Origin of the sequence: Catellatospora sichuanensis, from assembly GCF_007483665.1 — a bacterium.
Classification (GTDB): domain Bacteria; phylum Actinomycetota; class Actinomycetes; order Mycobacteriales; family Micromonosporaceae; genus Catellatospora; species Catellatospora sichuanensis.
Map to the genome: position 1 here is coordinate 26,298 of NZ_ML660188.1, position 23,456 is coordinate 49,753.

25 protein-coding genes and 2 pseudogenes are annotated in these 23,456 nt (G+C 73.6%); 14 read left to right on the forward strand and 13 right to left on the reverse strand.

Annotation, left to right across the window (positions count from 1 at the left end; all coding sequences use genetic code 11):
• The first annotated feature begins 63 nt into the window (after window positions 1-63).
• From FLL47_RS08940 to FLL47_RS08950, 3 genes are read left to right on the forward strand one after another with little or no spacing between them, the layout of a single operon-like run.
• Complete coding sequence (locus FLL47_RS08940) at window positions 64-1,164, forward strand: MerR family transcriptional regulator (RefSeq protein ID WP_144119984.1); 1,101 nt, start codon at window positions 64-66, stop codon at window positions 1,162-1,164.
• Window positions 1,161-2,495: an MFS transporter gene (locus FLL47_RS08945; protein WP_144119985.1), complete on the forward strand. Its 1,335-nt coding sequence runs from the start codon at window positions 1,161-1,163 to the stop codon at window positions 2,493-2,495. Before FLL47_RS08940 ends, FLL47_RS08945 begins: the two co-directional genes overlap by 4 nt.
• Window positions 2,496-2,504: 9 nt before the next feature.
• A complete protein-coding gene (locus FLL47_RS08950) occupies window positions 2,505-3,440 on the forward strand; it encodes a LysR family transcriptional regulator (protein ID WP_144119986.1) in 936 nt (311 codons plus the stop codon).
• Window positions 3,441-3,510: 70 nt separating this feature from the next.
• Here FLL47_RS08950 and FLL47_RS08955 read toward each other — a convergent pair whose 3' ends face one another.
• A complete protein-coding gene (locus tag FLL47_RS08955) occupies window positions 3,511-4,323 on the reverse strand; it encodes a GNAT family N-acetyltransferase (protein WP_144119987.1) in 813 nt (270 codons plus the stop codon).
• Between the two features lie 161 nt (window positions 4,324-4,484).
• On the opposite strand from FLL47_RS08955, the gene FLL47_RS43945 reads away from it, so the two are divergent.
• Together FLL47_RS43945 and FLL47_RS43950 are read left to right on the forward strand one after the other, a co-directional pair.
• Window positions 4,485-5,258, forward strand: a complete 774-nt coding sequence (locus FLL47_RS43945; protein ID WP_186315622.1) for a hypothetical protein — start codon at window positions 4,485-4,487, stop codon at window positions 5,256-5,258.
• Window positions 5,255-5,587, forward strand: coding sequence for a winged helix-turn-helix domain-containing protein (locus FLL47_RS43950; RefSeq protein WP_246157692.1), 333 nt, complete (start codon window positions 5,255-5,257; stop codon window positions 5,585-5,587). Before FLL47_RS43945 ends, FLL47_RS43950 begins: the two co-directional genes overlap by 4 nt.
• A gap of 74 nt (window positions 5,588-5,661) precedes the next feature.
• On the opposite strand, the gene FLL47_RS08965 is transcribed toward FLL47_RS43950, so the two are convergent.
• Window positions 5,662-6,228 carry a nucleoside deaminase gene (locus tag FLL47_RS08965; RefSeq protein WP_144119989.1) on the reverse strand — a complete coding sequence of 189 codons (567 nt, stop codon included), beginning with the start codon at window positions 6,226-6,228 and terminating at the stop codon, window positions 5,662-5,664.
• Between the two features lie 102 nt (window positions 6,229-6,330).
• On the opposite strand from FLL47_RS08965, the gene FLL47_RS08970 reads away from it, so the two are divergent.
• Window positions 6,331-7,428 (forward strand): antibiotic biosynthesis monooxygenase, encoded by a 1,098-nt coding sequence (locus FLL47_RS08970; protein ID WP_222106006.1) that lies wholly within the window; start codon window positions 6,331-6,333, stop codon window positions 7,426-7,428.
• Here the strand turns inward: FLL47_RS08970 and FLL47_RS08975 are convergent.
• The 6 genes from FLL47_RS08975 to FLL47_RS09000 all read right to left on the reverse strand — a co-directional run bounded on the left by FLL47_RS08975 (window position 7,345) and on the right by FLL47_RS09000 (window position 13,649).
• Complete coding sequence (locus FLL47_RS08975; protein ID WP_144119990.1) at window positions 7,345-10,095, reverse strand: molybdopterin-dependent oxidoreductase; 2,751 nt, start codon at window positions 10,093-10,095, stop codon at window positions 7,345-7,347. The genes FLL47_RS08970 and FLL47_RS08975 overlap by 84 nt on opposite strands.
• Window positions 10,092-10,916 carry an FAD binding domain-containing protein gene (locus FLL47_RS08980; protein ID WP_144119991.1) on the reverse strand — a complete coding sequence of 275 codons (825 nt, stop codon included), beginning with the start codon at window positions 10,914-10,916 and terminating at the stop codon, window positions 10,092-10,094. The genes FLL47_RS08975 and FLL47_RS08980 overlap by 4 nt, the downstream gene beginning before the upstream one ends.
• Window positions 10,917-11,012: 96 nt before the next feature.
• Entirely contained in the window at window positions 11,013-11,669 is a 657-nt protein-coding gene (locus FLL47_RS08985; RefSeq protein WP_144119992.1) for a nucleotidyl transferase AbiEii/AbiGii toxin family protein, read from the reverse strand.
• Between the two features lie 13 nt (window positions 11,670-11,682).
• Window positions 11,683-12,033, reverse strand: coding sequence for a hypothetical protein (locus FLL47_RS08990; RefSeq protein ID WP_144119993.1), 351 nt, complete (start codon window positions 12,031-12,033; stop codon window positions 11,683-11,685).
• Window positions 12,034-12,144: 111 nt separating this feature from the next.
• On the reverse strand, window positions 12,145-13,062 hold the full coding sequence (locus FLL47_RS08995; protein ID WP_246157693.1) for a pentapeptide repeat-containing protein: 918 nt from the start codon (window positions 13,060-13,062) through the stop codon (window positions 12,145-12,147).
• Window positions 13,063-13,124: 62 nt separating this feature from the next.
• The gene (locus FLL47_RS09000; RefSeq protein WP_144119995.1) at window positions 13,125-13,649 is read right to left on the reverse strand and encodes a DinB family protein; all 525 of its coding nucleotides are present in this window, start codon (window positions 13,647-13,649) and stop codon (window positions 13,125-13,127) included.
• Between the two features lie 68 nt (window positions 13,650-13,717).
• Between FLL47_RS09000 and FLL47_RS09005 the strand changes: the two genes are divergently transcribed.
• Window positions 13,718-14,179, forward strand: a complete 462-nt coding sequence (locus tag FLL47_RS09005) for a GNAT family N-acetyltransferase (RefSeq protein ID WP_186315623.1) — start codon at window positions 13,718-13,720, stop codon at window positions 14,177-14,179.
• Here FLL47_RS09005 and FLL47_RS09010 read toward each other — a convergent pair.
• The gene (locus FLL47_RS09010) at window positions 14,136-14,723 is read right to left on the reverse strand and encodes a histidine phosphatase family protein (protein WP_144119997.1); all 588 of its coding nucleotides are present in this window, start codon (window positions 14,721-14,723) and stop codon (window positions 14,136-14,138) included. The two genes, FLL47_RS09005 and FLL47_RS09010, sit on opposite strands and share 44 nt — an antisense overlap.
• Before the next feature lie 96 nt (window positions 14,724-14,819).
• Between FLL47_RS09010 and FLL47_RS09015 the strand changes: the two genes are divergently transcribed.
• On the forward strand, window positions 14,820-15,008 hold the full coding sequence (locus FLL47_RS09015) for a DUF1918 domain-containing protein (RefSeq protein WP_120322317.1): 189 nt from the start codon (window positions 14,820-14,822) through the stop codon (window positions 15,006-15,008).
• 102 nt (window positions 15,009-15,110) lie between these two features.
• Here FLL47_RS09015 and FLL47_RS09020 read toward each other — a convergent pair whose 3' ends face one another.
• The 3 genes from FLL47_RS09020 to FLL47_RS09030 are packed head-to-tail and all read right to left on the reverse strand — an operon-like array spanning window position 15,111 to window position 17,105.
• Window positions 15,111-15,869, reverse strand: a complete 759-nt coding sequence (locus tag FLL47_RS09020) for a MerR family transcriptional regulator (protein ID WP_144119998.1) — start codon at window positions 15,867-15,869, stop codon at window positions 15,111-15,113.
• Between the two features lie 49 nt (window positions 15,870-15,918).
• On the reverse strand, window positions 15,919-16,791 hold the full coding sequence (locus tag FLL47_RS09025) for a hypothetical protein (RefSeq protein ID WP_144119999.1): 873 nt from the start codon (window positions 16,789-16,791) through the stop codon (window positions 15,919-15,921).
• Window positions 16,791-17,105, reverse strand: a complete 315-nt coding sequence (locus FLL47_RS09030; RefSeq protein ID WP_144120000.1) for a PadR family transcriptional regulator — start codon at window positions 17,103-17,105, stop codon at window positions 16,791-16,793. Before FLL47_RS09030 ends, FLL47_RS09025 begins: the two co-directional genes overlap by 1 nt.
• Before the next feature lie 109 nt (window positions 17,106-17,214).
• Here FLL47_RS09030 and FLL47_RS09035 point away from each other — a divergent pair, with 109 nt between their 5' ends.
• From FLL47_RS09035 to FLL47_RS09055, 6 genes and pseudogenes are all read left to right on the forward strand, one after another.
• Window positions 17,215-18,363: an MFS transporter gene (locus tag FLL47_RS09035; RefSeq protein ID WP_144120001.1), complete on the forward strand. Its 1,149-nt coding sequence runs from the start codon at window positions 17,215-17,217 to the stop codon at window positions 18,361-18,363.
• Between the two features lie 52 nt (window positions 18,364-18,415).
• Window positions 18,416-18,832, forward strand: a pseudogene (locus FLL47_RS43955) (ASCH domain-containing protein); the annotation flags it as partial.
• A 39-nt stretch (window positions 18,833-18,871) separates the two neighbouring features.
• Window positions 18,872-19,513 (forward strand): annotated as a pseudogene (locus FLL47_RS43960) (maleylpyruvate isomerase N-terminal domain-containing protein); the annotation flags it as partial.
• 1 nt (window position 19,514) lies between these two features.
• Complete coding sequence (locus FLL47_RS09045) at window positions 19,515-20,777, forward strand: flavin monoamine oxidase family protein (RefSeq protein ID WP_144120002.1); 1,263 nt, start codon at window positions 19,515-19,517, stop codon at window positions 20,775-20,777.
• A 112-nt stretch (window positions 20,778-20,889) separates the two neighbouring features.
• The gene (locus FLL47_RS44985; protein WP_144120003.1) at window positions 20,890-22,047 is read left to right on the forward strand and encodes a DUF4180 domain-containing protein; all 1,158 of its coding nucleotides are present in this window, start codon (window positions 20,890-20,892) and stop codon (window positions 22,045-22,047) included.
• A 4-nt stretch (window positions 22,048-22,051) separates the two neighbouring features.
• A complete protein-coding gene (locus FLL47_RS09055) occupies window positions 22,052-22,483 on the forward strand; it encodes a helix-turn-helix domain-containing protein (protein ID WP_144120004.1) in 432 nt (143 codons plus the stop codon).
• A gap of 7 nt (window positions 22,484-22,490) precedes the next feature.
• On the opposite strand, the gene FLL47_RS09060 is transcribed toward FLL47_RS09055, so the two are convergent.
• Entirely contained in the window at window positions 22,491-23,447 is a 957-nt protein-coding gene (locus FLL47_RS09060) for an XRE family transcriptional regulator (protein WP_144120005.1), read from the reverse strand.
• Window positions 23,448-23,456 lie beyond the last annotated feature (9 nt).

The following is a 23,456-nucleotide window of genomic DNA, read 5'->3' on the forward strand; positions in this document are numbered from 1 at the left end:
GCTGGACCTTGACCCTGGGGCAAGGCCCAGCATGATGGGCGACCGACACGGAGGGAGCCGGGAGTGCAGTTGCTGACCATCGGCGCGTTCGCACGCGCCGCCGGGCTGTCGCCGAAGGCCCTGCGCCTCTACGACGAGCAGGGCCTGCTGCCGCCGGCGGCCGTCGACGCCGAGACCGGGTACCGGTTCTACGACCCCGACCAGCTCGAACGCGCCCGGCTCATCGCTGCCCTGCGCAGGCTCGACATGCCGCTGACCCGCATCCGCGGGATCTGCGAGCTGCCGCCCGACGCTGCTGCCGACGAGGTCGGCCGCTACTGGGCGCAGGTCGCGGCCGACACCGCAGCCCGCGAGCAGCTCGCCGCGGTGCTGGTCGGCCGCCTCTCGACGCAGGCCGAGACCGCACCCGCGCCGCACCTCACGCTGCGTGCCGCGGCGCGTTCGGTCGTCGGACTGGTGCGCGACACCGACGAGGACGTCGCGTACGCGGGAACCCGTCTGCTCGCCGTCGCCGACGGCATGCGCGGCACGGCCGGGGCGCTGGCCGCCGAGGCCGCCGTCGCGGCGCTGCACAGACTCGAAGCCCGCCCGGGTGACGATCCCGGCGCGCTGCTCGACGTGCTCGCGGCCGCGTTCGACGACGCCGACGCGGCGGTCCGGGACGTGGCGCGACGCGATCACGGCCAGCGGGAAACGGCGCGGCGCGACGGCGACGCGGCGCGGGCCGTGACCACGTTGACCGCGCTGCTGTGGACCGGCTCCCACACCGGACTCGCCCACGTCGGCGACACCCGCGCCTACCTGCTGCGCGACAGAGGGCTGCGGCAGCTCACCGGCGACCAGAGTTGGGTGCGCGAGCAGCTCGACCTGGGGCGGCTCAGTCACGAGGAGGCAGCCGTACACCCGCGGCGCTCGCTGCTCACCGCCGCGCTCGACGGCAGCGGCAGGCGGCCCGACCTGGCCCTGCATCCGGTCGCCGCCGGAGACCGCTACCTCCTGTGCACCGACGGGTTGTGGAGCGTCGTGGCCACCGCGACGCTGCGGACCGTGCTGTGCCGCTGCGCCGAACCCGGGCAGGCCGCCGACGAGCTGGTCGCGGCCGCGTACGCGGCGGGCGCGCCGGACAACGTGGCCTGCGTCGTCGCCGACGTCGTGGCGTCATGAGGCTCGGGGCGTACGCGGCCGACCGGCGGCCGCTGGCCGTTCCCGCGTTCCGGCGGCTGTGGGCGGCGTCGGCGGTGTGCGCCGTGGGCGGCTCGTTCAGCGGCGTCGCCGTGCCGACGCAGCTCTACACCCTGACCGGCTCGTCGGCGACGGTCGGGGCGGCTGCCGCCGTGTCGTTCGGCGCGCTGGTCGTCGCCGCCCTGTGGGCCGGGGCGCTGGCCGACCGCGTCGACCGCCGGCGGCTGCTGCTGGCCGCGCAGGGCGCGCTCGCGCTGACGTACCTGGGGCTGTGGGTCCAGGCGGGGCTCGGCGGGTCCGTCGCCGTGGTGCTGGTCCTGGTGGCGTGCCAGGGGCTGAGCTACGGCGCGGTCATGGTCACGTCCGGCGCGGTGGTGCCCCGGCTGGTGCCCAGGGACCTGCTGGCCGCGGCGACCAGCCTCAGCTCGCTGGTCCGCTACGGCGGCGCGATCGCCGGGCCGGTACTGGCCGGAGCGCTGATCCCGCTGCTCGGTCTCGACACGCTGTACCTGCTCGACGCGCTCGCCCTGTCCGCCATGCTGTGGGCGGTGCACCGGCTGCCGCCGCTGCCGCCCCTCCCCCAGGCGGAACCCGGCCCGGCGGCTCACGCAGCGCGGCTCCGGGGCGGCGCTGGGGGGCGGCGTTCTACCGTCGGGCAGGTGCTGGACGGGTTCAGGTACCTGCTGCGCCGGCGGCTGCTGGTCGCGGTGCTCGCCGTCGACCTGGCGGCGATGGTGTTCGGGCTGCCGTTCTCGCTGTTCCCGGAGCTGGCGCAGCAGGCGTTCGGCGGGGCTGCGGGCGGCGGTGTCGAGCTGGGGCTGCTGTACGCCGCGTACCCGGTGGGGGTGTTCGCGGCCGGGCTGCTGTCGGGTGTGTTCACCCGGGTCCGGCGGCACGGGGCGCTGATGGCTTCGGCCGCGGCGGCCTGGGGCGTGGCCGTGGTGCTGCTGGCGCTCGCCCCGCGGCTGGGGCCGGCACTGGCCGCGCTGGCGGCGGGCGGCGCGGTGAACTTCGTCCTCAGCACCTGCCGCAACGCCGTCTCGCAGGCGTACACCGATGACGCGCTGCGGGGCCGGATCTCCGGCTCACTGACCGTGGTGGTGATGGGCGGCCCGCAGCTCGCCCACGTCCTGCACGGCGCGGGTGCGTCGGTGCTCGGGCCGCGGGTGGCGATCGCGGTGGGCGGCCTGCTGACGGTGGCCGCGGTCGCCATGATCGTGCGCGCTGTACCGGCGCTGTGGACCTACACCGTCGCGCAGGCCGCCCCGGAGCCGTCCCCCGCGATGGCGGCATCGCCGGGCCGCAGACCATAGCTATACGCTATCGAGGTGCAGTTGCAGCAGCTCAAATACTTCGTGGCGGTCGCCGAGACGCGGCACTTCACCCAGGCGGCCGAGCAGGCCGGGGTCACCCAGCCGTCGCTGAGCAAGCAGATCCACGTGCTGGAGACCGAACTGGGTGCGCCGCTGTTCACCCGCTCGCGGGGCAACATCATGCTCACCCCCGCCGGGGAGGCGCTGCTGCCCCGCGCCCGGCGCATCCTCGCCGACGTGGAGACGGCCCGGCTGGAGGTGCAGGAGCTGATCGGGGTGCGCCGCGGGCGGCTGCGCCTGGGCGCCACGCCCAGCCTGTGCACCAGCCTGGTCGCCCCGGTGCTGCGGCGTTACCAGGAGGGCTATCCGGGCGTACGCCTCATGCTCGAGGAGGGCGGCTCGCAGGACCTCGTCGGCAAGCTCGCCCGCGGCGGCCTGGACCTGGCCCTGATCGTGCTGCCGGACCAGGGCACCGACCCGGCGCTGCGGGCCGAGCCGATCCTGCGCGAGAGCCTCGTCGTCGCGTCCGCGGCGACGCTGCCCGCGCCGACCGAGGCGGGCACGCTGAGCCTGTCCGAGCTGGACGGCCAGCCGCTGGTCATGTTCCGCCCCGGATACGACCTGCGCGACACCACCCTGGAGGCCTGCCGCCGCGCCGGGTTCACCCCCACCTTCGCGATCGAGGGCGGCGAGATGGACGCCGTGCTCGGCTTCGTCGAGGCCGGACTGGGCGTCGCCCTGGTCCCGTCCCTGGTCCTGTCCGGCCGCACCCGCCTGCGTTCCACGCCCCTGGCCCCGCCGGGGGTGCAGCGCACCATCGCCCTGGCCCACCGCCGCGACGTCACCCCCACCCACGCCGCCCGTGCTTTGCGCGAGGTCCTCCTGGCCTACGTCCACGAAGAGTCCGCCTGGTCCCGCCTCCCCACCGGCGTAGAACCCATCTGAGCGAAGGAAGGGCACCTTCTTATCGGATTCCGATGTAGAAGGTGCCCTTGCCAACCTCGCGGAGCGCTGATCAGGCCGCGGGGTCGGCGATGCAGGCGGTGGCGATGCGGGTGAAGCCCTGGCGTTCGTAAACGCGGGCCACGTCCTCCGACGCCGCCGACAGGAACACGAGGCCCGCGCCCTGCCCGAGGGCGTGCCGGGCGAGCAGCGCGGTGACGGCCCCGCCAAGGCCGCGGCGGCGCGCCGAGGGCAGCGTGGCCACCCCGACGATCTCGGCGACGTCGCCTGCGCGCTGGTAGAGGCCGCTGGCCACCGGGCCCAGGTCGGGCAGCTCGGCCAGGGCGTTGGCGTGGACGCCACTGCGGATGTCGGCGAGCTCCCGGGCGAGACGCTCGGCGTCCGGAACGGTCAGGGCGGCGTCGCGTTCGGCGGGTCCGGCGTCGCCGACCCCGGTGCCCGGGGAGCCGAACCCGATGTGGGCGACGGCCGCGACCGCGGCGAGGTCGGCGGCGGCGTCAGGGGCGTCCGCGTCGATGATGCGGGCGAGGTCCGTGGCGGCGGCGAGCCGGGCCGGGTCGAGCACGAGCAGCGGCGCGCGCAGCACGGACAGCCCGGCGGCCTCGGCGACCGGCAGCAGCCCAGGGGTGGTCTCGTCGACCCATTCGAACGCCTCGGGCACGCCGAGTTCGCGCTGGCGGGCGCGTACGGCGGCGACGTCTGCGGCGGTCGGGGCCGGCCCGCCCAGCACCGGCCGGGCGTAGAAGGGGTAGGGCGTGCTCTGCCGCAGGAACAGTTCGAGGGTGCCGTGGCGTTCCACGGCGGCCCGGTCACGGGGCACGGCGTCGTAGAAGCGTTCCAGGCGGTTCAGTAGATCGTCGGTCACCGGCTGAGGCTAGTGCGCGCCCAGCGCCCCGTCGCGCGGTTTACCCGGCGTGCCGAGATCGCCTTGACGGCGTAGGCAGCCGGATAAAGGGCTGCGCCTCTTGCGATCGCCATGTACTTTGCATTACAAAGTTCTTGGCGACCACGGAAAGGAGTTCGTCGATGACGACACCGGCGACCGCGTACCCGGAGCAGATGCTCGACGAGGTGCGCCGACTTCGCGAGCAGGCCCGCAGGCAGGCGCACGCCGGGGCGTGGTTCCCGGTGGCCGCGCTGGCGGTGCTGCTGCTGACCAGCATCAGCCTCTATGAGGTGCCGTTCGCGCAGGTCGACGCGGTGGGTGTCCACTCCCCCTGGGCGGGCCTGCCCGCCACGCAGCGCAGCGAACAGGCGTCCTACCTGTTCTGGTTCATCGGCACTCCGCTCACCATCGCGCTGATCGGCGCCTGGTACCGCTGGCGCGCCCGCCGCGTCGGAGTCCGGGTGCCATGGCGTTGGTTCGCGATCACGGCCATGGGCGCCCTGCTCGCGCTGGCCGTGATCGCGGCCATGCCGGCCGACCTGCCCGCCGGCCCGGACGCGATGGCGTCCTACGCCGCGGTCCCGTTCCTCGAGCAGATCAGGCTCGGGCTGTATACGCCGCTGATGCCGATCGCGCTCGCGATCGTGGTGCTCGGCTGGGCCGAACGCAGCCGGGCCGTGGCGCTGTCCGGCATCTGGGTCGGCGCGATCACCTGGTGGCAGTGCTCGCAGGGCCTGGGTCAGTTGACCGGCTGGCAGGCGTGGGTGCTCGGCGGATTCGAGGGTCCGGCGCTGGGCGGCGAGCTGACCCTGTTCGGACTCAACCGGCCCGGGCCGACGCTGATCCTGATGGCGCTGCCGCTGCTGGCCTTCGCCACGGTGCGGGCCGTACGCACCCGGGGCGGCCTGCGGTGACCGGCGACGACACGGCGCACCCGGCGCTGGCCCTGGACGAGACCGTCCACCAGCGCTTCCGGCTGGGCATCATGGCCGTGCTCGCCGAGACCGCCGAGTGCTCCTTCACGACTCTGCGCGACCAGCTCCAGCTCAGCGACGGCAATCTGAGCCGGCACCTGCGGGTGCTGGAGGAGGCCGGGCTGGTGGAGATCCGCAAGGGATACGAAGGCCGCAAGCCCTGCACCTGGCTCAAACTGACCCGCCAGGGCGCCGCCGCGCTCCGCCAGGAGATCGCCGCCCTCGAACAGCTCGTCGCGCGCATGCGCGCCACCGACCCCCTGCGCTGACCAGGCGCCCGCCCGCACAGGGACGAGGAAAGGGCACCTGCTGGACGTCCGTTCAGCAGGTGCCCTTTCCTCGGTCAGTACGGGTGGTGGTCGGGCTTGTTCTGCCAGGCTTCGTAGACGACGGCGCCGAGTTCGGGGTAGATCTGCTCCAGGTGGATGCGGCGCTGGTCGACGGGCTTGGCGAAGTCCTCGTACTGGAACGCGTCGTCGAAGCCGATCTTCCGGGTGGCTTCGACGTCGCAGCTGTAGTAGACGGCGTCGATCCGGGACCAGTAGATGGCGCTCATGCACATCGGACACGGTGCGCCGCTGGTGTAGATCGTGCAGCCCATCAGCATGCGGGCCCGTCGCGGCAGCGGATCGGGCGAGCCCTCGGGGCGCTCGACGTAGGCCAGGGTCGACTCGTCCTGGTGGTCCTCCGGGATGGACGGGGCCTCGGGGTTGAGCACCTGCACGGCCTTGCGGATCGCCTCGACCTCACCGTGCGCGGTGGGATCGCCGGTAAGCAGCACACGGTTCTGCCCGCGTGCGATGATCTCGCCGTCCCTGGCGATCACCGCACCGAAGGGGCCGCCCCAGCCTCGCTCCACGGACTCCGCCGCCATCCGTACGGCTTCAGCCAGGAGCTCCTTGTGGTCCATCGCGCCTCCCGTCGACGGGGTCCCCGAGCTTCACCTTAGTGTCCATCATGTTCTGTTCACGCTGATTGCACGATAAGTTCCTCTTGTGTAGGCTAGTTGATCGTGGAGCCACGGGTGGACCCGGCGGCGGCGGACGGGCACACCGCCAGTGCGACCGTCGTCATCACCCAGCACGTCACGGCGGGCCGCGAGGACGACTACCAGCCCTGGCAACAGCGGGCCATCGAGGCCGCCCGCGGCTTCGACGGATTCGAGAACGCCGAGATGTGCCCGCCGGAAGCCGGCGGCGAGCGGGTCGTGGTCTACCGTTTCACCACCGTCGACCAGCTGACCGCCTGGATGCAGTCCGATGTGCGCCGACGGCTGCTCGACGAGGGCGAAGCCCTGTTCGACGCCCCGCCCACCACCGAAGTGCTCGTCGGTGAGCCGCCCGCGCGGGACGTCGTCACCGCGGTCGTGTCGCACGACGTGCTGCCGGGTAAGGAGCAGGCGTTCGCGCGGTGGCAGGACCGGATGAGCCAGGCCCAGGAGCGGTTCCCCGGATACCTCGGCAGCGAGCTGTTCCCGCCCGTGCCGGGCGTCCAGGAGCACTGGGTCGCGCTGCTGCGCTACGACACCGCGGCGCACCTCACCGGATGGCTCGACTCGGACGCACGTGCCAGGCTGCTGCGCGACGGTGGACGGTTCCTGCGTCGGCCGTTCGACCTGCACACGGTCCGGTCGCCGTTCAGCGGCTGGTTCGGCTTCGGCGGCGCACCCGCCGCGGTGCCCAGCTGGAAGCAGGCGATGGCGGTGCTGCTCGCGCTGTTCCCCACGGTGACGCTGCTGTACTACGGCGCCGGTCCCCTGTTCCGGGCACTGCACATCACCGGGTCGTTCGCCATCTTCGTCAGCAACGTGCTCAGCAGCGTCATCCTCACCTGGGTCCTGATGCCGCTGGGTCAACCGGGCCCTGGCGTTCTGGCTGGTGCCGCACGGTCCGCACCGGGTCCGCACCGACATCGTCGGCGCCACCGTCGTCGTGGCCTGCTACGCGGTGCTGATCGCCGTCTTCACCGCCCTGTTCGGGTGAGGCGGTCGGCGACGTCGGGAGTCACCGCCGGGCGGGCCACGTGTTCACTCGTGCGGGTGGCGACCGGCGGTGTGCGCCGGCGGGACTTCCGCACCGGCGGCGAGGCTCAGGCAGACCCGGTCTCGTGACAGCGGCAGGGTGCCGAAACGGATCCCCGTGGCGTCGCGTACGGCGTTGGCCAGCGCGGGAGCCACCGGGTTGAACGGGCTCTCGCTCATCGACTTCGCACCCAGCGGGCCGAGCCGGTCCACGGTGTCGGCGAAGTGCACCTCGGTGCGCGGCACGTCGCCGAACGCCGGAACGTGATAGTTGCGGAAGGTCTCCGTGGTGACCCGCCCGGTCTCGTCGAGCACCATCGACTCGTACATCGCCGCGCCCAGCGCCTGCGCGACGCCGCCCTCGACCTGCCCGCGGCACTGCATCGGGTTGACCACGCGCCCGGCGTCGGCAGCGTGCACGCTCTGCATGATCCTGATCTCGCCGGTGCCCGGATGCACCGCGACCCGGAACCCGTGCACGTTGAACGCCACCGACCGCGGCGTGCCGTCGCACGCGCCCTCACCTGCCGCCTCCCAGCCGCCCTGCGCGAGGTCGGCGAGCGGGAGACGTACCCCGCCGCAGCGCACCGCGTCGCCGTCCAGCTCGCAGGCCGACGGGTCCAGGTTCGTCCGCGCGGCGGCCGCGACGATGAGCTGGTCCCGCAGTGCCTGCGCGGCCCGCGTCGCGGCCAGGCCCGCGACCACGATCCCGGTGGAACCGAACGCGCCGGTGTCGTACGCGACGACGTCCGTGTCGGCCTGCCGCAGCCGGATCCGGTCGACGCTCGTGCCGAGCACCGACGCGGCAAGCTGGCGGTGCACCGTGGAGGTGCCGTTGCCGAACTCGGCGGTGCCGACCGCGAGCTCGTACCCGCCGTCGGCGCGCAGGCTGATCCGGGCGCGGGACCGGTGGCCGTGCGGCGGCACCGTGTCGATCATCGCAAGCGCGATACCCTGCCCGACCAGCCAGCCCGGCCCCGGGGCCGTCCGGTCGCCGCGGTGCAGCGCCGCGTCGACGAGTGCGAGGCACTGGTCGAGGCCGTAGCTGCCGATCTCGACGTCCTCGGGTTCGGTGCTGTGGGCGATCATCGGGTCCGTGGGGCCGATGACGTTGCGCTGCCGGAACGCGGTCGGGTCGATGCCCAGGGCGCGGGCCAGCTCGTCCATCGCCGACTCGACGGCGAAGATGGTCTGGCTGAGTCCGTACCCGCGGTAGGCGCCGGCGGGCATGGTGTTGGTGTAGACGGCGTACCCGTCGACCTTCTTGTTCGGGCACCGGTACACCGAGACGGCCTCGTGGCAGCTGTGGAACATCGCGGCGGCGTGGTTGCCGTACGCCCCGGTGTTGGAGACCACCCGCAGCCGCATGGCCGTCAGCGTGCCGTCGCGCCGCGCGCCCACCTTGATCTGCACCGTCGTCGGGTGGCGGGTCGTGGTGGCGGTGAACTGCTCCTGCCGGGTGAACTCCAGCTGCACCGGCCGCCCGGTGCGCAGCGTCGCCAGGGCGACCAGGTCCTCGGTGAGCATCTCCTGCTTGGCCCCGAAGCCGCCGCCGACGCGGCCGCAATGCACCCGGACCGTCGGCTCGGGACGGTCGAACAGGTCGCACAGCGCGCCCCGGGTCAGGAACGGCACCTGGCTGCTGGTACGCACGTCGAGCCGGCCGGTCTCGTCCAGCCGGCTGATCGAGGCATGGGTCTCCAGGTGGGCGTGCTGGACCCGGTGGCTGACGAACGTGTGCTCGTACACCGCGTCGGCGGCGGCGAAGCCGGCCTCGACGTCGCCGACCTCGCCGTGCACCTCGACGGCGATGTTGCGCTCCGCAGCGGCGATACGCTGCTCGGCGCCCTTGCCCGGGTGCAGCGTCGGGGCGCCGGGCGCCATCGCCTCCTCGGGGTCGAACACGGCGGGCAGTACCTCGTAGTCGACGACCAGCCGCCGACAGCCCTCCTCCGCGGCGGCCACGGAGTCGGCCAGCACCGCGGCCACCCGCTGGCCGACGAACCGCACCACGTCGTCGAACAGCCGCGTGTCGGCGGGATCGTCGTGGGGGTCCTCGTGGCGTGCCGTCGAGTAGAGCTTCTCGGGCGCGTCCTCGTGGGTGAACACGGCCAGCACGCCGGGCACGGCCACGGCCGCGCTCGTGTCGATCGCCGTGATCCGGGCGTGCGCGTACGGCGAGCGCAGCAGTTTCAGATGCGTGAGCCCGTCCACCGCGGCGTCGAGGGTGAACCGGGCGGCCCCGGTGACCACCTGCGGACCGGCCGGTGCGGGCAGGTTGCGGCCCACCTGGTCGCCGGGCCCGGAGTGCTCGACGTGGGTCAGGCCGTTGACGGCGTCCTCGATCGCGCGGTAGCCGGTGCACCGGCACAGGTTGCCTTTGAGCGCCCGGCCGAGGTCCTGTCGTTGTTCCGCGTCGAGCGCGGCCACCGTCATGATCATCCCGGCGGTGCAGAAGCCGCACTGGAAACCCTGCGCGCCGAGGAAGGCCCGCTGCACCGGGTGCGGCTCGCCGACGTCCGGGGCCAGGCCTTCGATCGTCGTGACGCGGTGCCCGAGCGCGCGGTACGCGGGCAGCAGGCAGCTGTGCACCGGCACGCCGTCGAGATGCACGGTGCACGCGCCGCAGTCGCCCGCGTCGCAGCCCTTCTTCACCCCGTGCCAGCCCAGCTCGCGCAGGTAGGTGCGCAGGCACTGCCCCGGCCGCGGCTGGGCGGTGAAGGACCTGGCGTTGACCTCGATGGACCTCGGTGTCATGCCGCTCCGTGCCCGTCCAGCTCGCGGCTGATCTCCTCGGCGAACCGCAGGGTCATGTGCCGCCGCCAGGCCGGGCTGCCGTGCACGTCGTCGTAGTACAGCGGCGGGCCGATCGCCCGGTCGACGGCGGCGGCCAGCGCGGCCGGGCCGGGCACCGTCGGAAACCGCAGCTGGATCGGGCGCACGGTGGAGGCGGTCACGGTCAGCGTGAAGGAGTCGGGCGTAAACGCGCCGATGAGCAGCGCCGCCGACCGACCGTGCGGGGTCAGGGAGATCTGCCGGAAGGCCGTCGTGGCGCGCAGAGCCCGGTCCGGCAGTGTGACCGAGCGCAGCAGCTCGCCAGGCGCCAGCACGTTGCCGCGCGGGCCGGTGACGAATTCGGCGGCGGCGACGTGGCGGTGTCCGCCGTCCGGGGTCCAGATCGTGCAGACGCCGTCCAGGGCCGCCGTCAGCGAGATCATCGGGCCGGGTGGCAGCGACAGGCACAGGTTGCCGCCGACGGTGGCCTCGTTCCAGACCTTGAAGGAGCCCAGCAGCGCATGGCAGCAGTCACGGATCAACGGTCCCGCCGGCCAGTGCGGCGGCAGCGGTGCGGCGTACAGCTGAGCGAGGGTGCACGTCGCGGCGATCTCCAGCCCGGTCTCATCGGCGCGCAGCGGTGCCCAGCCGAAGCCGGTCAGGTCGACCAGCCGCCGCAGGTGCGGCTGCGGTTCGGAGAACAGCCAGGTGCCGCCGGCCAGCCAGGCGTCGCCCGGTTGCCAGGCCGCCTGGGCGGCCCGGGTGGGCGCCTCGATGACCGAGGTGATGGTGTGCAGATCCATCCGCGCCCCCTCCGCCGAGCACCGCCCCTGCCAGATTCCCTCCGATGGTGGGGTCGGGGGCGGTAAACGCCACACGCGGCCGGTGACCGGCCGCGGTCAGGCGGCGGTGCGGGGCCAGTCGGTGAAGGCGGCGCGGACCGTGGCGCAGGCCTGCGGGGTGAGCCCGTACAGCTGCCGCCAGACGTCGTCGGCGAGCCGGTCCAGGCGGTCCATCGCGGCGGTGAAGTCCTCGTCGGACAGCGTCGGGTCGGCCCGCAGGCCCAGCTCGACGAGCTGCTCACGGGTGTAGTCGCGCAGCGCGCCCGCCACGTCGATGTAGTCGCGGGGCTCGGCCCGGGTCGCCAGCGCCGCGACCTTGCCGCCGAGCACGTCCTCGACGTGCAGCACCGGGCCGATGTCCATGACCACGGTGCCACGGTTGCGGTCGAACCGGGCCAGGGTCAGCCGCATCACCGCGTCCCCGCGCGTGATCTGGAACTCGACCAGCTCGTCGTCGAGGCCGCCGAACACCTCGCCCAGGTCGTCGCCGCAGGTGGTGACATCCAGCCCGGACGCGCGCAGCGCCCGCGCCACCAGTGCACCGGCGGCACGGACGCCGCCGTCCACGTCGGTGAACAGGTCCACGTCCTCGGTGGCGCGGTGCACGATGCCGTACAGGTTCAGCGCGTGCCCGCCGCCGAGCGCGAACCCGTGCGCCTGGGCCACACCCAGCGCGATCCGCGCGACCTCGACCTGCAGTTCCTCGACCGTCATCCAGGATCGCCCGTCACCGGACGGCGACGGGGGCGCGCAGCGCCGGGTGGCGCTCCTCCCAGACCCGGCGCACCCCGCGGGGCAGGAACAGCTGCGGCCACAGCCGGACCAGGGTCGGCCCGTCGAGCCAGGCGCGCAGCTCCTCGACCGTGCTCGCCTCGCGCAGCACGGTCTCGTACATCCACTGCAGCAGGTGCGCGTTGTCCAGGTCGATGCGGCGGTCGGCCTGCCAGAACAAGCGGTGCGGCAGCACCGCGACACCGGACGTCGGCCCGGTCAGCGCGGACAGGTCCGGGGCCACCAGCGCACGACGGCCCGGCCGCGCGCTCGGGGGCGCGGCACTGCGGCGATCGCGGCGGTCCACACACTGAGGGTAGCGGCTGACGGACCCGGCGGAACAGCCGCGCGCCCCTGCCGTCGCCCGCCGGTGGCCGACACGGCTGTGACCTCGGCAGACGCTGAGGTACGGCGCCGGTCAGCGGCGGCGGATGCCGCGGGCGGGACGGGCACGCGGCGGGCGGGACGGGCGGGCGGGGCTGGTGGCGTCGCCGGTGGCCGTGTGCGTGGCGGGCCAGTGGGCCGGGCGGGTGAGCGTGGGCGGCAGCTGCGTGCCGAGGTCGCCGCGGGCGGCGTCGAGCTGCGACTGGATCAGGTACAGGCAGCCGGTGAGGTCCGCACCGCGGATGTCGGCGCCGCGCAGGTCCGCCCCCAGCAGGTCCGCCCCGCGCAGGTCCGCGCCCCGCAGGTCGGCGCCGATCAGGTACGTGCCGCGCAGGCTCGCCCGGCGCAGGTCGGCCTCGCGCAGGTCCGCGCCCATCAGCTCGGACCCGGACCGGTCGGGTCCGAGCCGCCCGCCCCGCCCGCGGGTCACCGCGCTGGCCTGGCGCAGCAGGTCACCGGCCTCGCGGCGGCGCGCGTCGACGTCGAGGGCGGCCAGCTCGGCAGGCGTGCCGCCGGTGAGCTGCTCGGTCTGCGCCAGCACCCGGGCCAGGTCCGCGGCCAGGGCCTCGCCGGGCCGCAGCGACACCGCCTCGTGCAGGTAGTACAGCAGCTCGTGCAGGTGCCGCATCACCGAGAACGAGGCGAACATGTCCCTGGCCGTCGCGGGCTCGGCACGCCAGTCGCGGCCGCCGAACGTCACCTGGGCGACCTGCTGGCCCGCGCCGAAGCAGTCGAACACGGTGCACCCGGCGAAGCCGCGCTCACGCAGCTGCGTGTGGATGCCGCAGCCGAAGTCGGTCCGCAGGTTCGGGCAGGCCGTGCCCGCAGGCTTGTCGATCGCGAAGTCGGCCGAACGCGCGAACGCGGGGGCCACGCAGCACAGCGCGAAGCAGCGCGAGCAGTCGGCGTGCAGACGCTCGCGCCAAGGCTCGGCGGGCCGATCGTCGGGCACGGGCATGCCTCCTGAACTGGTCTTTTCGTGGTCGCTTCCGAGCCTAGCGGGCGGGTGCGGGCTCACTCGCCGGTGACGCCGTCGACGGCCTCGCGGATCAGGTCGGCGTGGCCGTTGTGGCGGGCGTACTCCTCGATCATGTGCAGGTACACCCAGCGCAACGACATGGTCTGCTGGAGCCGCTCGTGCACGAAGGTGTCGTCCAGCGACACCCCGGCGACGGCGTCGCGGCAGGCCTGCTGCTCGGCGGTCAGCGTCGCGAGGTCGGCCTCCGCGCCGGCCGGGTCGGCCAGGTCGAACGCGGCCCCCGGGCGGCCGTCGGGGTGGGCGTACAGCGACGTGACCGCCTCGCCGCGGACCCGGCGGCGGAACCAGGCGCGCTCGACGTCGGCCATGTGCCGGACCAGGCCGAGCAGGGTCAGCGTCGACGGCGGCGCGGACGCCTCGGCGAGCTGCCGCCCGGTGAGCCCGGCGCACTTGTGCAGCAGCGTGGCACGGTGCCGGTCGAGGTATCCCTCCAGCAGGGTGCGCTCGTCGGCGGCGTACGGCTCGTCGGTGCGGGTGATCTGGGGCGCGGTCCACGTCATGTGACGCATGATGCCTGTTTCGTCCCTGGTGGGTGGGACGGGGGTGCCCCCGGTACGCTCCCGGACTTGTGATCGAGACCGAGCGGCTCGTGCTGCGCCCATACACCCCCATCCTGGCGGCGCGGATCGCCGACGGCGCGCCGCGCGACCCGCGCTGGGCCGACGACTACCCGTTCGACGGCGACCAGACCGCGGCCCGGATGTACCTGAACGCCGGTGCGCCCGCCGGGCCGTGGGTGCCGTACACGGTCGAGGTGCGCGCGACCGGCCTGGTCGTGGGCGGGGTCGGCTTCCACGGCGCGCCCGACGAGTCGGGCACGGTCGAGATCGGGTACGGCCTGGCCGAGTCCGGGCGCGGGCACGGCTACGCCGCGGAGGCGGCGGGCGCGCTCGTCGCGCTGGCGCAGCGGCTGGGCGCGCGGCAGGTCGTCGCGACGCTCGAGTACGACAACAAGCCCAGCGCGAACGTGCTGCGCCGGGCCGGTTTCACCGAGCAGAGCCCGCTGCACTGGGTCCGGGCGTCGGCCTGACCCAGCCCGCGGGCAGCGCGTACTCCCAGCCCGGCTGCCACGTGAACGGCGCGGTCACCTGAGCGGCCAGGTCCGCGCCCGCCAGCAGGACCGCGAGGGCGTACCGGTTGGCCGCGTGCGCGACGAGCAGCACGCGCCGCCCGTCGCGAGTCGCGGCCAGCTCCTCCAACAGGTCCGCGGTGCGTGCCACCACCTGCCGATACGACTCGCCACCGGGAAACGGCAGGTCCACGCGGTGCAGGCGCTCGGCGTCCAGCCGCGCCACAGGCATGCCGTTGAGCTCCCCATAGTTGATCTCACGCAGTCGCCGGTCGGTGCGGTGTTCGACGCCGGTGCCGCCGAACGCGATCCGCGCGGTCTGCACGGCGCGGTGCAGGTCCGAGCTGACGACCAGGTCGATGCGCTCGCCGCGGCGGCGTTCGCCCAGCTCGGCCGCCTTGCGCAGGCCGGTCGGGGATAGCTCGCCGGGCAGCCACCCGGTCGCGAAGCCTGCCTCGTTGTCCAGCGTCGGCGAGTGCGTCTCGTACACCAGTGACACGGTCACGACGCGGAGTCTGGCACAGCCGGACCGGTGCCGTGGTTCGGCGAAACGTGCATCTGACCCCGATTCGTCCGGACAATGGACGAGGAGGTGGAGGCCATGAAGGCAAAGGTAGGCGACACCATCGTCGTCGAGGGCACGCACGTCGGGGACCACCGCAGGATCGGGGTGATCACCGCGGTGCCGCACGAGGACGGCAGCCCGCCGTACACGGTCCGCTGGGAGGACGACCAGCACGAGGGGATCCTCTACCCGGGCCCCGACACACACATCAAAACCGGGAACTGACCCGCCAAGATCGCGACGATCTTGCGTGAACTGTTGAGGGTTCGCCCCTTTGGGGCGTGTCGTACCCACAGTTCGCGCAAGATCGTCGCGGGGTGAGGGGTGTTACGCGCGGGCCACGGCGTTGGCGTGGATCGCGTCGTGGAGGTACTGGGTCATGCCGGGTTTGATGGCCTCGTACGTGGCCATGAAGCGCTCGTCGGCGAGGTACATGTCGGCCAGACCCGTGTGGATCTCGTAGCTGCACTCGTAGAACCAGCGGCTGATCAGTTGGCGGTGCTCCTCAACCAGGTCCATCGCCTCGGGGCTCTCGGCGGGGGCGCCGGAGTCCATCAGCTCGGTGAAGCGGCGGCCCCAGTCCTCGTTCTCCTGCTTGTTGCGCAGCCAGTCGTCCTTGGTGTAGCGGGCGGTGCGCCGGCTGGACTCCTTGTAGGCGTCCGTGCCGCCCCAGCGCTGCTCCACCTCCTCGGTGTGGTCGTCGGGGTTGAAGTCCCCGAAAACCTCGAAACGCTCCTCGGGCGTGAGGTTGACTCCCACTTTCTTCGCCTCCATCGCGAACTCGATCGCGGTGACCATCTCCTGCATGCGCTTGATGCGCCCGGTCAGCAGCTCGTGCTGGCGGCGCAGGTGCGCCGTCGCGTCGGACTGCGGATCGTCGAGGATGGCCGCGATCTCTTCCAGCGAGAACTCCAGCTCCCGGTAGTACAGGATCTGCTGCAGCCGCTCCAGGTCCGCCTCGACGTACCGGCGGTAGCCGGTGGCCGAGCGCTCGCTGGGCGACAGCAGGCCGATCTCGTCGTAGTGGTGCAGCGTCCGGACGGTCACTCCGGCGAGTTCGGCGACCTTGCCCACGGTGTAAGCCACGGTTCTCTCCTTTCCGAGAACCAGGTTCGAGTCTTCCGCTACGTGAGAGTCAAGCCGATTCGGCTGCGATTCGCGGGCGGCTCGCGGTGACGCTCACCACCGCGAGCACGAAGACGGTGCAAAGCGTCAGCATCTGCGGCAGCAGCTTGATCACGTCCTCGAGCTGCCGGTACGCGTCGTCGACCAGGCCCGGGTCCCAGCCGCTGACGCTGGACACCCACCACAGCGGCGCGAACCGCCGCGGGGCGCGCTCGGCGGGCAGCGCGGCCAGCACGTACACCGCGGTCGCGGCCGCCGGCAGCAGCACACCGCCGGCCACGCCGACGACCCGCGCGGCGGCGGACCGTCCGTTCCGCAGCAGGACCCGCAGTGTGTACGCGAGCAGCGCCGCCCCCGCGGCCCAGCACGCGATCGCGGTCAGTGAGGCGGCCGACTCCTCACCCATGACCTGGCCGAACCCCGGCAGGACCGCGATGGCGGCCACGCCCAGCCCCAGCGCCACGGGCACGGCGAACACCACGGCCGGGATCGGCCGGGTCCGCGCCATCCACCGGCCGAACAACCACGCCGGCGGGACCGACAGCACCGTCGCCGCGGCGTACATGTAGCCACCGAACTCGTACAGCTTCCCCAGGTTGGCCAGCACGCCCATGGTCGAGATCAGGGCGAGCATCAGCACGCCCAGCGCGGACGGCGTGCCGAGCAGCCTGAGCATGGTCCACGCGGCGGTGCGGGCCTGTGCCATGGTCATCGTCTCCGCTCGGTGGGTGAGCCGGTCGCGCAGCGCGCACCAGGCCGTGTCGGCCAGGTCCCGGCCGGGTGCAGGGCTGGCGTGCAGCAGCTCGGCGATCTCGTCGCCGTAGCGGTCGCGAATCGCCGCCGGGTACAGCGCGAGCACCGCGCGGACGAGCAGGGCGCGCATCAGGCGACCGCCAGCCGGCGCAGCCCGGTCGCGGCGAGCGAGCGCATGCGCTGCAGTTCGGCGTTGAGCGCGGCCCGCCCGGCGTCGGTCAGCCCGTACGGCTTGCGGCGGTCCTGTTCGGGCAGGGCCTCGATGTAGCCGTGCTCCTCCAGGCGCCGGATCGCGCCATAGAGGGTGCCGGGTCCGGGGCGGGAGCCGGTGAGCTCGCCGATGTCGTCCTGCATGGCGTAGCCGTGCTTGGGCCCGGGAGCCAGGCTGATCAGGATGTGCAGCGCGGGTTCGGAGAACCTGCCGAGGTCGGCGAGACCGGCCATGACCACTCCTCTACTACGTTGTGCGTAGCATCGCACGGCGTAGTAGAAGCGTCAACGGGCGACGAAGATCACGTATCCGGACCTGCGGTCGGCCGCATACCGTCAGCCGATGGGGCCGAACCGCTGGCTGATGCTCGGGCTGGGCATGCTCGCCCAGGGCGCCTGCTACCTGCCCACCGGCGCACTCATCCTGCTGGTGCCGGCACTGCGCGCGGCGGGATTCGGGCTCGGCGACGTCGGACTGCTGCTGGGCGCGCCGAGCGCGGGCATGGTGCTGGCGCTGATCGCCTGGGGCTGGTGCGCCGACCGCTACGGCGAGCGCCTGACCATGACCGTCGGGCTGGTCTGCGCGACGCTGACGCTGACCGCGGCGGCGTACGCCACCGGCCTGGCGGCGCTCGGCGTGACGCTGACGCTGGTCGGGGCCGCGTGTGCGTCCGGCAACGCGGCGAGCGGGCGGGTGGTGCTGGGCTGGTTCCCGCCGCAGCGGCGCGGGTTCGCGATGGGGCTGCGCCAGACCGCGCTGCCGATCTCCGGCGCGCTGGCCGGACTGGGCACGCCGCTGATCGTGCAGGCGCATGGAGTGCGCGGGGTGCTGCTGGTGTGCTCGGCCGTCTGCCTGGTGGCGGCCGCCGCGGTGGGCGTGTTCGTGGTCGATCCGCCCCGGCCGGAGCGGGCGGCGGTGGCCGCGGCGGGTTCGCCGTACCGGACGGCGAGCCTGTGGCGCATCCACGGGGCGAGTCTGCTGCTGGTCGTCCCGCAGTTCACCACCAGCGTCTTCGCGGTGGCGTACCTGGTGGGCGAGCGCGGCTGGTCGGAGATCGCGGCCGGGCAGGCCGCGGCGGTGGCGCACCTGCTCGGCGGTGCGGGAAGGCTGGCGTGCGGACGGTGGTCGGACGCGGTCGCCAGCAGGCTGCGGCCGATGCGGCAGTTGGCCGTAATCAACGCGGCCGTGGTGCTGCTGGTCGCGGCGGCGACACAGGCTGGGTCGGGCCTGACCGCGCCGCTGCTGGTGCTGGCGGTCGCCGTGTCGATGAGCGGCAACGGCCTGTCCTACACCGCGGTGGCCGAACACGCCGGGCCCGTCTGGGCCGGGCGAGCCCTGGGCACGCAGAACACGGTCCAGAACGTCGGCGCCGCCCTCACCCCGGCCGTGCTGGGTCTGCTCATCGCTCCGGTCGGCTACGGCGCCGCGTTCGCCCTCGCAGGCGCGCTGGCCCTGCTCGCCGCGCCGCTCACCCCCGCCGAGCCCGGCTGATCCGGCCGCAGCCGGCGGAAAACCGGGTCGACGCTGGATCTAGGCTGGCGACGTGGTCTACGACGCGCTGAGCGATTACGAGCTGGGATTTCCGGGGCCGTTGCGGGACAAGCTGGTGGCGGCGGTGCTGGACGGGAGCAAGACCTCGACGACGGGGCTGCTGATCGGATACGAGTACGACGCCGAGCCGCTGCCGTCGCCCGGACAGCGATCCACGCTGATCGACTCGGACGGGCAGCCGCTCGCGATCCTCGAGGTCACCGAGGTGCGGCAGGTGCCGCTCGGTGAGATCGACCTCGCCCACGCGATCGACGAGGGCGAGGGCTACTCGTCCGTCGCGGACTGGCGCGCCGCGCACGAGAACTTCTGGCACTCCGAGGAGATGCGCGGCTACCTGGGGCAGCCGGACTTCGCCGTGGACGACGACACGATCGGCGTGGCCGAGCGGTTCCGGGTGGCGTCGCTGATCCCGGACGCGACCACCGTCGGCGCCGCGATCGCCGCGGAGTCGGCCGCGCTGGTCGCGGCGCTGCGAGCGGCCCCGACCGCGGACCTGGACCGGCCCACCTGCTGCCCGCCGTGGACGGTGCGCGGCGAGTTCGCGCACACCGCGATCGCGCTGTCGCGCACCCTGGCGATGCTCGACGCACCACCTCCGCCGGGCCCGCCGGTCGACACGGCGCGCTATTACTCCCCCGACGAGCGCTTCAGCCCGCCGGCCGACCGCGAACGGGTCGACACGGCGCAGGAGTTCGCCGAGCGGCGCACCCCGACCGATCTGATCGACTGGTTCGAGGAGCAGGCCGCGCAGGTGGTGGCGCGGGTCGCGGGCACGCCGGGGTCGCGGCTGGTCACCACCCGCCACGGCGACCCGATGCGGCTCACCGACTTCCAGGTCACCCGGGTCGTCGAGCTGGCCGTACACGGCCTGGACCTGGCCGACGCCCTCGGCGGCGCGCCGTGGCTCACCGCTCAGGCCGCCGGAGTCGTCGAGGGCCTGCTGTTCGGGCTGTCCGCGCCGCGTGCGGTCCGTGAGCTGGGCGTGGACCGGGCCGGGCTGCTGCGCCGCGCCACCGGCCGGGTCGCCCTGTCCGGGGCCGAGCGCGCCCGGTTGCAGGAGCTGGGCATCACCTGGCTGACGCTGGGCTGACATGCGGCACCCGCAGCCGGTCGCGTGGGCGGTGTCGCGGTGGTGCGCCGACCCCTGGTCGCGGGGCGCGTGGACGGGACTGCTCGTCGGCGGGACGGGCGCCGACCGGGCCAGGCTGGCCGCACCGGTGTCGGACCGGCTGGTGCTGGCCGGGGAGGGCGTGCACCCGACCCGCCCGGCCATGGTGCACGGCGCCTACGAGTCGGGGCTGACCGCGGCCGGGCACCTGCTCGCCGCGGGCCGTCCCGGCGAGCGGATCGTGGTCGTCGGTGCGGGCGTGGCGGGTCTGGCCGCCGCCCGGGAACTGCGCCGCCACGGCCGCCGGGTGCGGGTGCTGGAGGCGCGCGGCCGCGTCGGCGGGCGGGTGCACTCGGTCGACCTGGGTGGCGTCACCGCCGACCTGGGCGCGGCCTGGCTGCAGCAGTATGCCGACAACAGCCTCGCCGCCCTGGCCCGCGAGTGCGGGCTGCCCGTCGTCGCGACGGACTTCACGGACCCGCTGACGCTGTCGGCGGACGGCCGGGTCGAGGGCGCGACAGTGGCGCTGGACGCGCTTGCGCGCACCGCACACGCGCTGACCGCCGCGGCCGACCGGCCCGTCGCCGAGGTGATCGCCGCCCACGCGGCCGGCCTGGACACCGCGTCCCGGCGCACCCTCGCGTACGCCGTCGAGGCCGGGGTGACCCTGGAGTCCGGGCTGGATTTCCGGCTGGCCTCAGCCCGGGGCGCGTTCAGCGAGCCCGGGGTCGGCGAGGGCGACCGCTGGCTGCCGGGCGGCCTGGGCACGGTGGTGACGCACCTGGCGGACGGGCTGGACGTCATCCTCGACCGGCCGGTGACGGAGATCCGGCCCGGATCGGACGGCGTGACCGTGACCGGCTCCTGGGGTGCGCTGCACGCAGACCGCGTGGTGCTGGCGATGCCCCTGGCGGCACTGGCGGATCTGGCCGTGGACCTGCCGGACGGGCACCGGGCGGCGCTGGCCCGGATCGGCACCGGCCGGGCGGAGAAGGTGCTGCTGCGCTATCCGGACCGGTTCTGGCCGGTCTCCCCCGGCGGCTACCTGTGGTGGGGCGAGGGCACCGACACCTGGTGCGAGTGGGCGGACCTGACCGACGGCCTCGGGCACCCGGTGCTCGCGCTGCTGGCAGCCGGCGACGCCGCGACCTCGCTGCACTCCCCCACCCGCACGGACGCCGACATCGCTGCCAGGGCGCATGCCACGGTGGTCCGGATGGCCGCAAGTTTCCCCAACCTTCCCTGATATCGCCTTGGATAGCCACGATAGGGAGTGCTAACGTGGGCACCTCGCCGCCGATAGGGAAGGATGCGGAATGTTACGGCCTGCAGCATCGCTGTCGACCCTTGTCGGCGACATGATCGAAATTCCGGCCGGACCTGTCGACCTGCGCGATGAGGGCACCGGCCGAACATGGCGCGTCGACGTCAAGCCGTTCCTGCTGGCAGCGCACCCGGTGACCCGCGAGCTGTACGCGGCGCTGCGCGGCGGGCGACGGCCGGTCCTCGCGTCCGGCGACCCGCGGCCGCGGGTTCCGGTGACCGACGTGTCGTGGCTGGACGCGGTCCGGCTCTGCAACGAGCTGTCGGCGGCGGTCGGCCGCAGGCCGTGCTACACCCTCGGCGACGACCCCGACGGCCACGACGTGACCTGCGAGCCCGATGCCGACGGCTACCGGCTGCCGACCGAGGCCGAGTGGGAGTACGCCTGCCGCGCCGGGACCAGCGGCGAGCGCTACGGCGATCTCGACGCGACCGCGTGGCACCGGGCGAACTCCGGCGGCGGCGCCCACAACGTCGCGACCAGGGCCCCGAACGCCTGGGGCCTGCACGACATGATCGGCAACGTGTGGGAGTGGTGCTGGGACGTCTACGACCCACGGATCTACGGCCCGTACCGCGTCTTCCGCGGCGGCGGCTGGCAGGACCTGCCCCGCGCGCTGCGCGCGTCGTGCCGCCGCCGTAGCCATCCGGCGTTCCACATCGACGACCTCGGCTTCCGGCTCGCCCGCTCACCGTGCCCGGCCCGGGTGGAACAGCCTGCCGGAACACCGCACCCCGACGACCGGACCGCTGCGGCGGCCCACCGCGACCGACACGGAGAAACGACGATGTCCACCATGCCTTCCGCCCCCGACCGGCTCGTGACCTACGACGGCGGGACCATGCTCGTCCGCGACGGCGACGGCCTCCCGGTCACCTCCGTGCAGGACGCGCTCGACCTGATCGGCGCGACCTTCGGCTGCGCGGACACCGTGGCCGTGGCCGCGCACCTGCTCACCGACGACTTCTTCACCCTCGGCACCGGCCTGGCCGGCGAGATCATGCAGAAGTTCGTGAACTACCAGGTCAGGTTCGTCATCGTCGGGGATGTCTCGGCGCACCTGGCCCGCAGCAACGCGCTCCGCGCCTTCGTGTACGAGTCCAACCGCGGACGGCACGTCTGGTTCACCGCGGACCTCGACGAACTGACCCGCCGGCTCGGCGAGGCTGCCGCCGCGACCGGCAGGAGGTGACGCGATGTCGGAGCTGTACTCGGTCGAGCAGGTCGCCGAACGCCTCGGCCTGCACGTGAAGACGGTGCGCAACTACGTGCGCGAGGGCCGGCTCAAGGCGGTGCGCATCGGCAAGCAGTACCGCATCAGCGCCGCCGACCTGGCCGCGCTGACCGGCGGCGCCGTGCCCGCCACACCCCGCGAGCAGGCCCGCCGGACCCGCCACGTCGAGGTGTCCAGCGTGGTCTCCATCGACGCGATCTCCCGCGAGGACGTCGACCGGCTGACCACGCTGGTCACCACCGCGGTCGGCGGCCGCCGCGACGACGACGACGGACCGGTTCGGGTGCAGGCGGTGTACGACGAGGAGCGGGCGCGGCTGCGGCTGATGCTGCTCGGCGGCGCGGCGACCACCGCCGAGCTGCTGCGCCTGGTCGACGCGCTGCTGGAGTCCTGACCGGCGCTCAACTGGCCAGGGCGGAGGCGGGGCGCTGGGCGAACCATTCGATCTGTTCCCGCAGGTCGCGCGCCTCGGGCACGTCCGCGAAACGGGAGTCGCGCAGGGCGTCGCCGACGCGCGCCACCCCGGCCATCACCTCCGCGGTGCGCCGGGGCAGGTCAAGGCGCAGCACCGGACCGAGCGTGTCCCGGGCCGCGGTCGTGTCACCGGCCCATACCCGGGTCAGCGCGAGCACGCAGCGCGCTCCCGCCTCGTCGCCGAAGGACCGCTGCTCGGGCGTGGCCGCGGCATACAGGGCGATCGACCGGGTGGCCTCGTGGACCGCACGCTCCTGCTGGCCGGGAAGGCAGGCGTACGCGTCGGCGGCGTAGTGGTGCTGGCGGGCGGGGGCGAACAGGAAGATCCCGCCGATCGCGTCGAGGTCGTCGTGCACGTGGTGTTCGCGCATGTCGTCGGCGCGTACCAGGGCCAGCCGGGCGGGTTCGGCCGCGCCGAGCCGGGCCAGCGCCCGCGCCTGAGAGCTGGCCAGCCAGGACGTCACGGATCCGCTCTGCTCCGCGGCGATCCGCGCGCCGCAGTCGGCGAAGGCGGCGGCCTCCTGGGGCCGGCCCGCGGAGTAGGCCAGCAGGCTCTGCAGTCCCCGGCTCCAGGCGCGCAGGCCGGTGTGGCCGATGTTGTCGGCGCACACGTACCCCATCCGCGCGAGCGACATCGCCTGGTGCTCGCGGTCGAGGTCGTGGTGGGCCTTGGCCAGCATGGCGGACACGAGCGCCGCCAGCAGGTAAAGGTCGTGCACGTGGTCGGGCACCGGATCGTTCTCCAGCCGGCTGAAGACGCGTTCCTGGGTCTCCAGCAGCGGGCCGAACAGCTCGGTCACCGGGTCGCACAGGCACCGCCCGGCCAGGGCCGTCACCTCGTCGCGCAGCTGCTCGACAGTGATGTTCTCGGCAAGGATGGTCATCGGTGGTCG

What these genes read in the sequence shown, in the direction of transcription:
- FLL47_RS08945 (WP_144119985.1), top strand. Translation starts at nt 1,161, where the DNA reads ATGAGGCTCGGGGCGTACGCGGCCGACCGGCGGCCGCTGGCCGTTCCC.
- FLL47_RS43945 (WP_186315622.1), top strand. Translation starts at nt 4,485, where the DNA reads ATGACGACACCGGCGACCGCGTACCCGGAGCAGATGCTCGACGAGGTG.
- FLL47_RS08965 (WP_144119989.1), bottom strand. Translation starts at nt 6,228, where the DNA reads ATGGACCACAAGGAGCTCCTGGCTGAAGCCGTACGGATGGCGGCGGAG.
- FLL47_RS08975 (WP_144119990.1), bottom strand. Translation starts at nt 10,095, where the DNA reads ATGACACCGAGGTCCATCGAGGTCAACGCCAGGTCCTTCACCGCCCAG.
- FLL47_RS08980 (WP_144119991.1), bottom strand. Translation starts at nt 10,916, where the DNA reads ATGGATCTGCACACCATCACCTCGGTCATCGAGGCGCCCACCCGGGCC.
- FLL47_RS08985 (WP_144119992.1), bottom strand. Translation starts at nt 11,669, where the DNA reads ATGACGGTCGAGGAACTGCAGGTCGAGGTCGCGCGGATCGCGCTGGGT.
- FLL47_RS09000 (WP_144119995.1), bottom strand. Translation starts at nt 13,649, where the DNA reads ATGACGTGGACCGCGCCCCAGATCACCCGCACCGACGAGCCGTACGCC.
- FLL47_RS09015 (WP_120322317.1), top strand. Translation starts at nt 14,820, where the DNA reads ATGAAGGCAAAGGTAGGCGACACCATCGTCGTCGAGGGCACGCACGTC.
- FLL47_RS09025 (WP_144119999.1), bottom strand. Translation starts at nt 16,791, where the DNA reads ATGCGCGCCCTGCTCGTCCGCGCGGTGCTCGCGCTGTACCCGGCGGCG.
- FLL47_RS09030 (WP_144120000.1), bottom strand. Translation starts at nt 17,105, where the DNA reads ATGGCCGGTCTCGCCGACCTCGGCAGGTTCTCCGAACCCGCGCTGCAC.
- FLL47_RS09035 (WP_144120001.1), top strand. Translation starts at nt 17,215, where the DNA reads ATGGGGCCGAACCGCTGGCTGATGCTCGGGCTGGGCATGCTCGCCCAG.
- FLL47_RS09045 (WP_144120002.1), top strand. Translation starts at nt 19,515, where the DNA reads ATGCGGCACCCGCAGCCGGTCGCGTGGGCGGTGTCGCGGTGGTGCGCC.
- FLL47_RS44985 (WP_144120003.1), top strand. Translation starts at nt 20,890, where the DNA reads ATGATCGAAATTCCGGCCGGACCTGTCGACCTGCGCGATGAGGGCACC.
- FLL47_RS09055 (WP_144120004.1), top strand. Translation starts at nt 22,052, where the DNA reads ATGTCGGAGCTGTACTCGGTCGAGCAGGTCGCCGAACGCCTCGGCCTG.
- FLL47_RS09060 (WP_144120005.1), bottom strand. Translation starts at nt 23,447, where the DNA reads ATGACCATCCTTGCCGAGAACATCACTGTCGAGCAGCTGCGCGACGAG.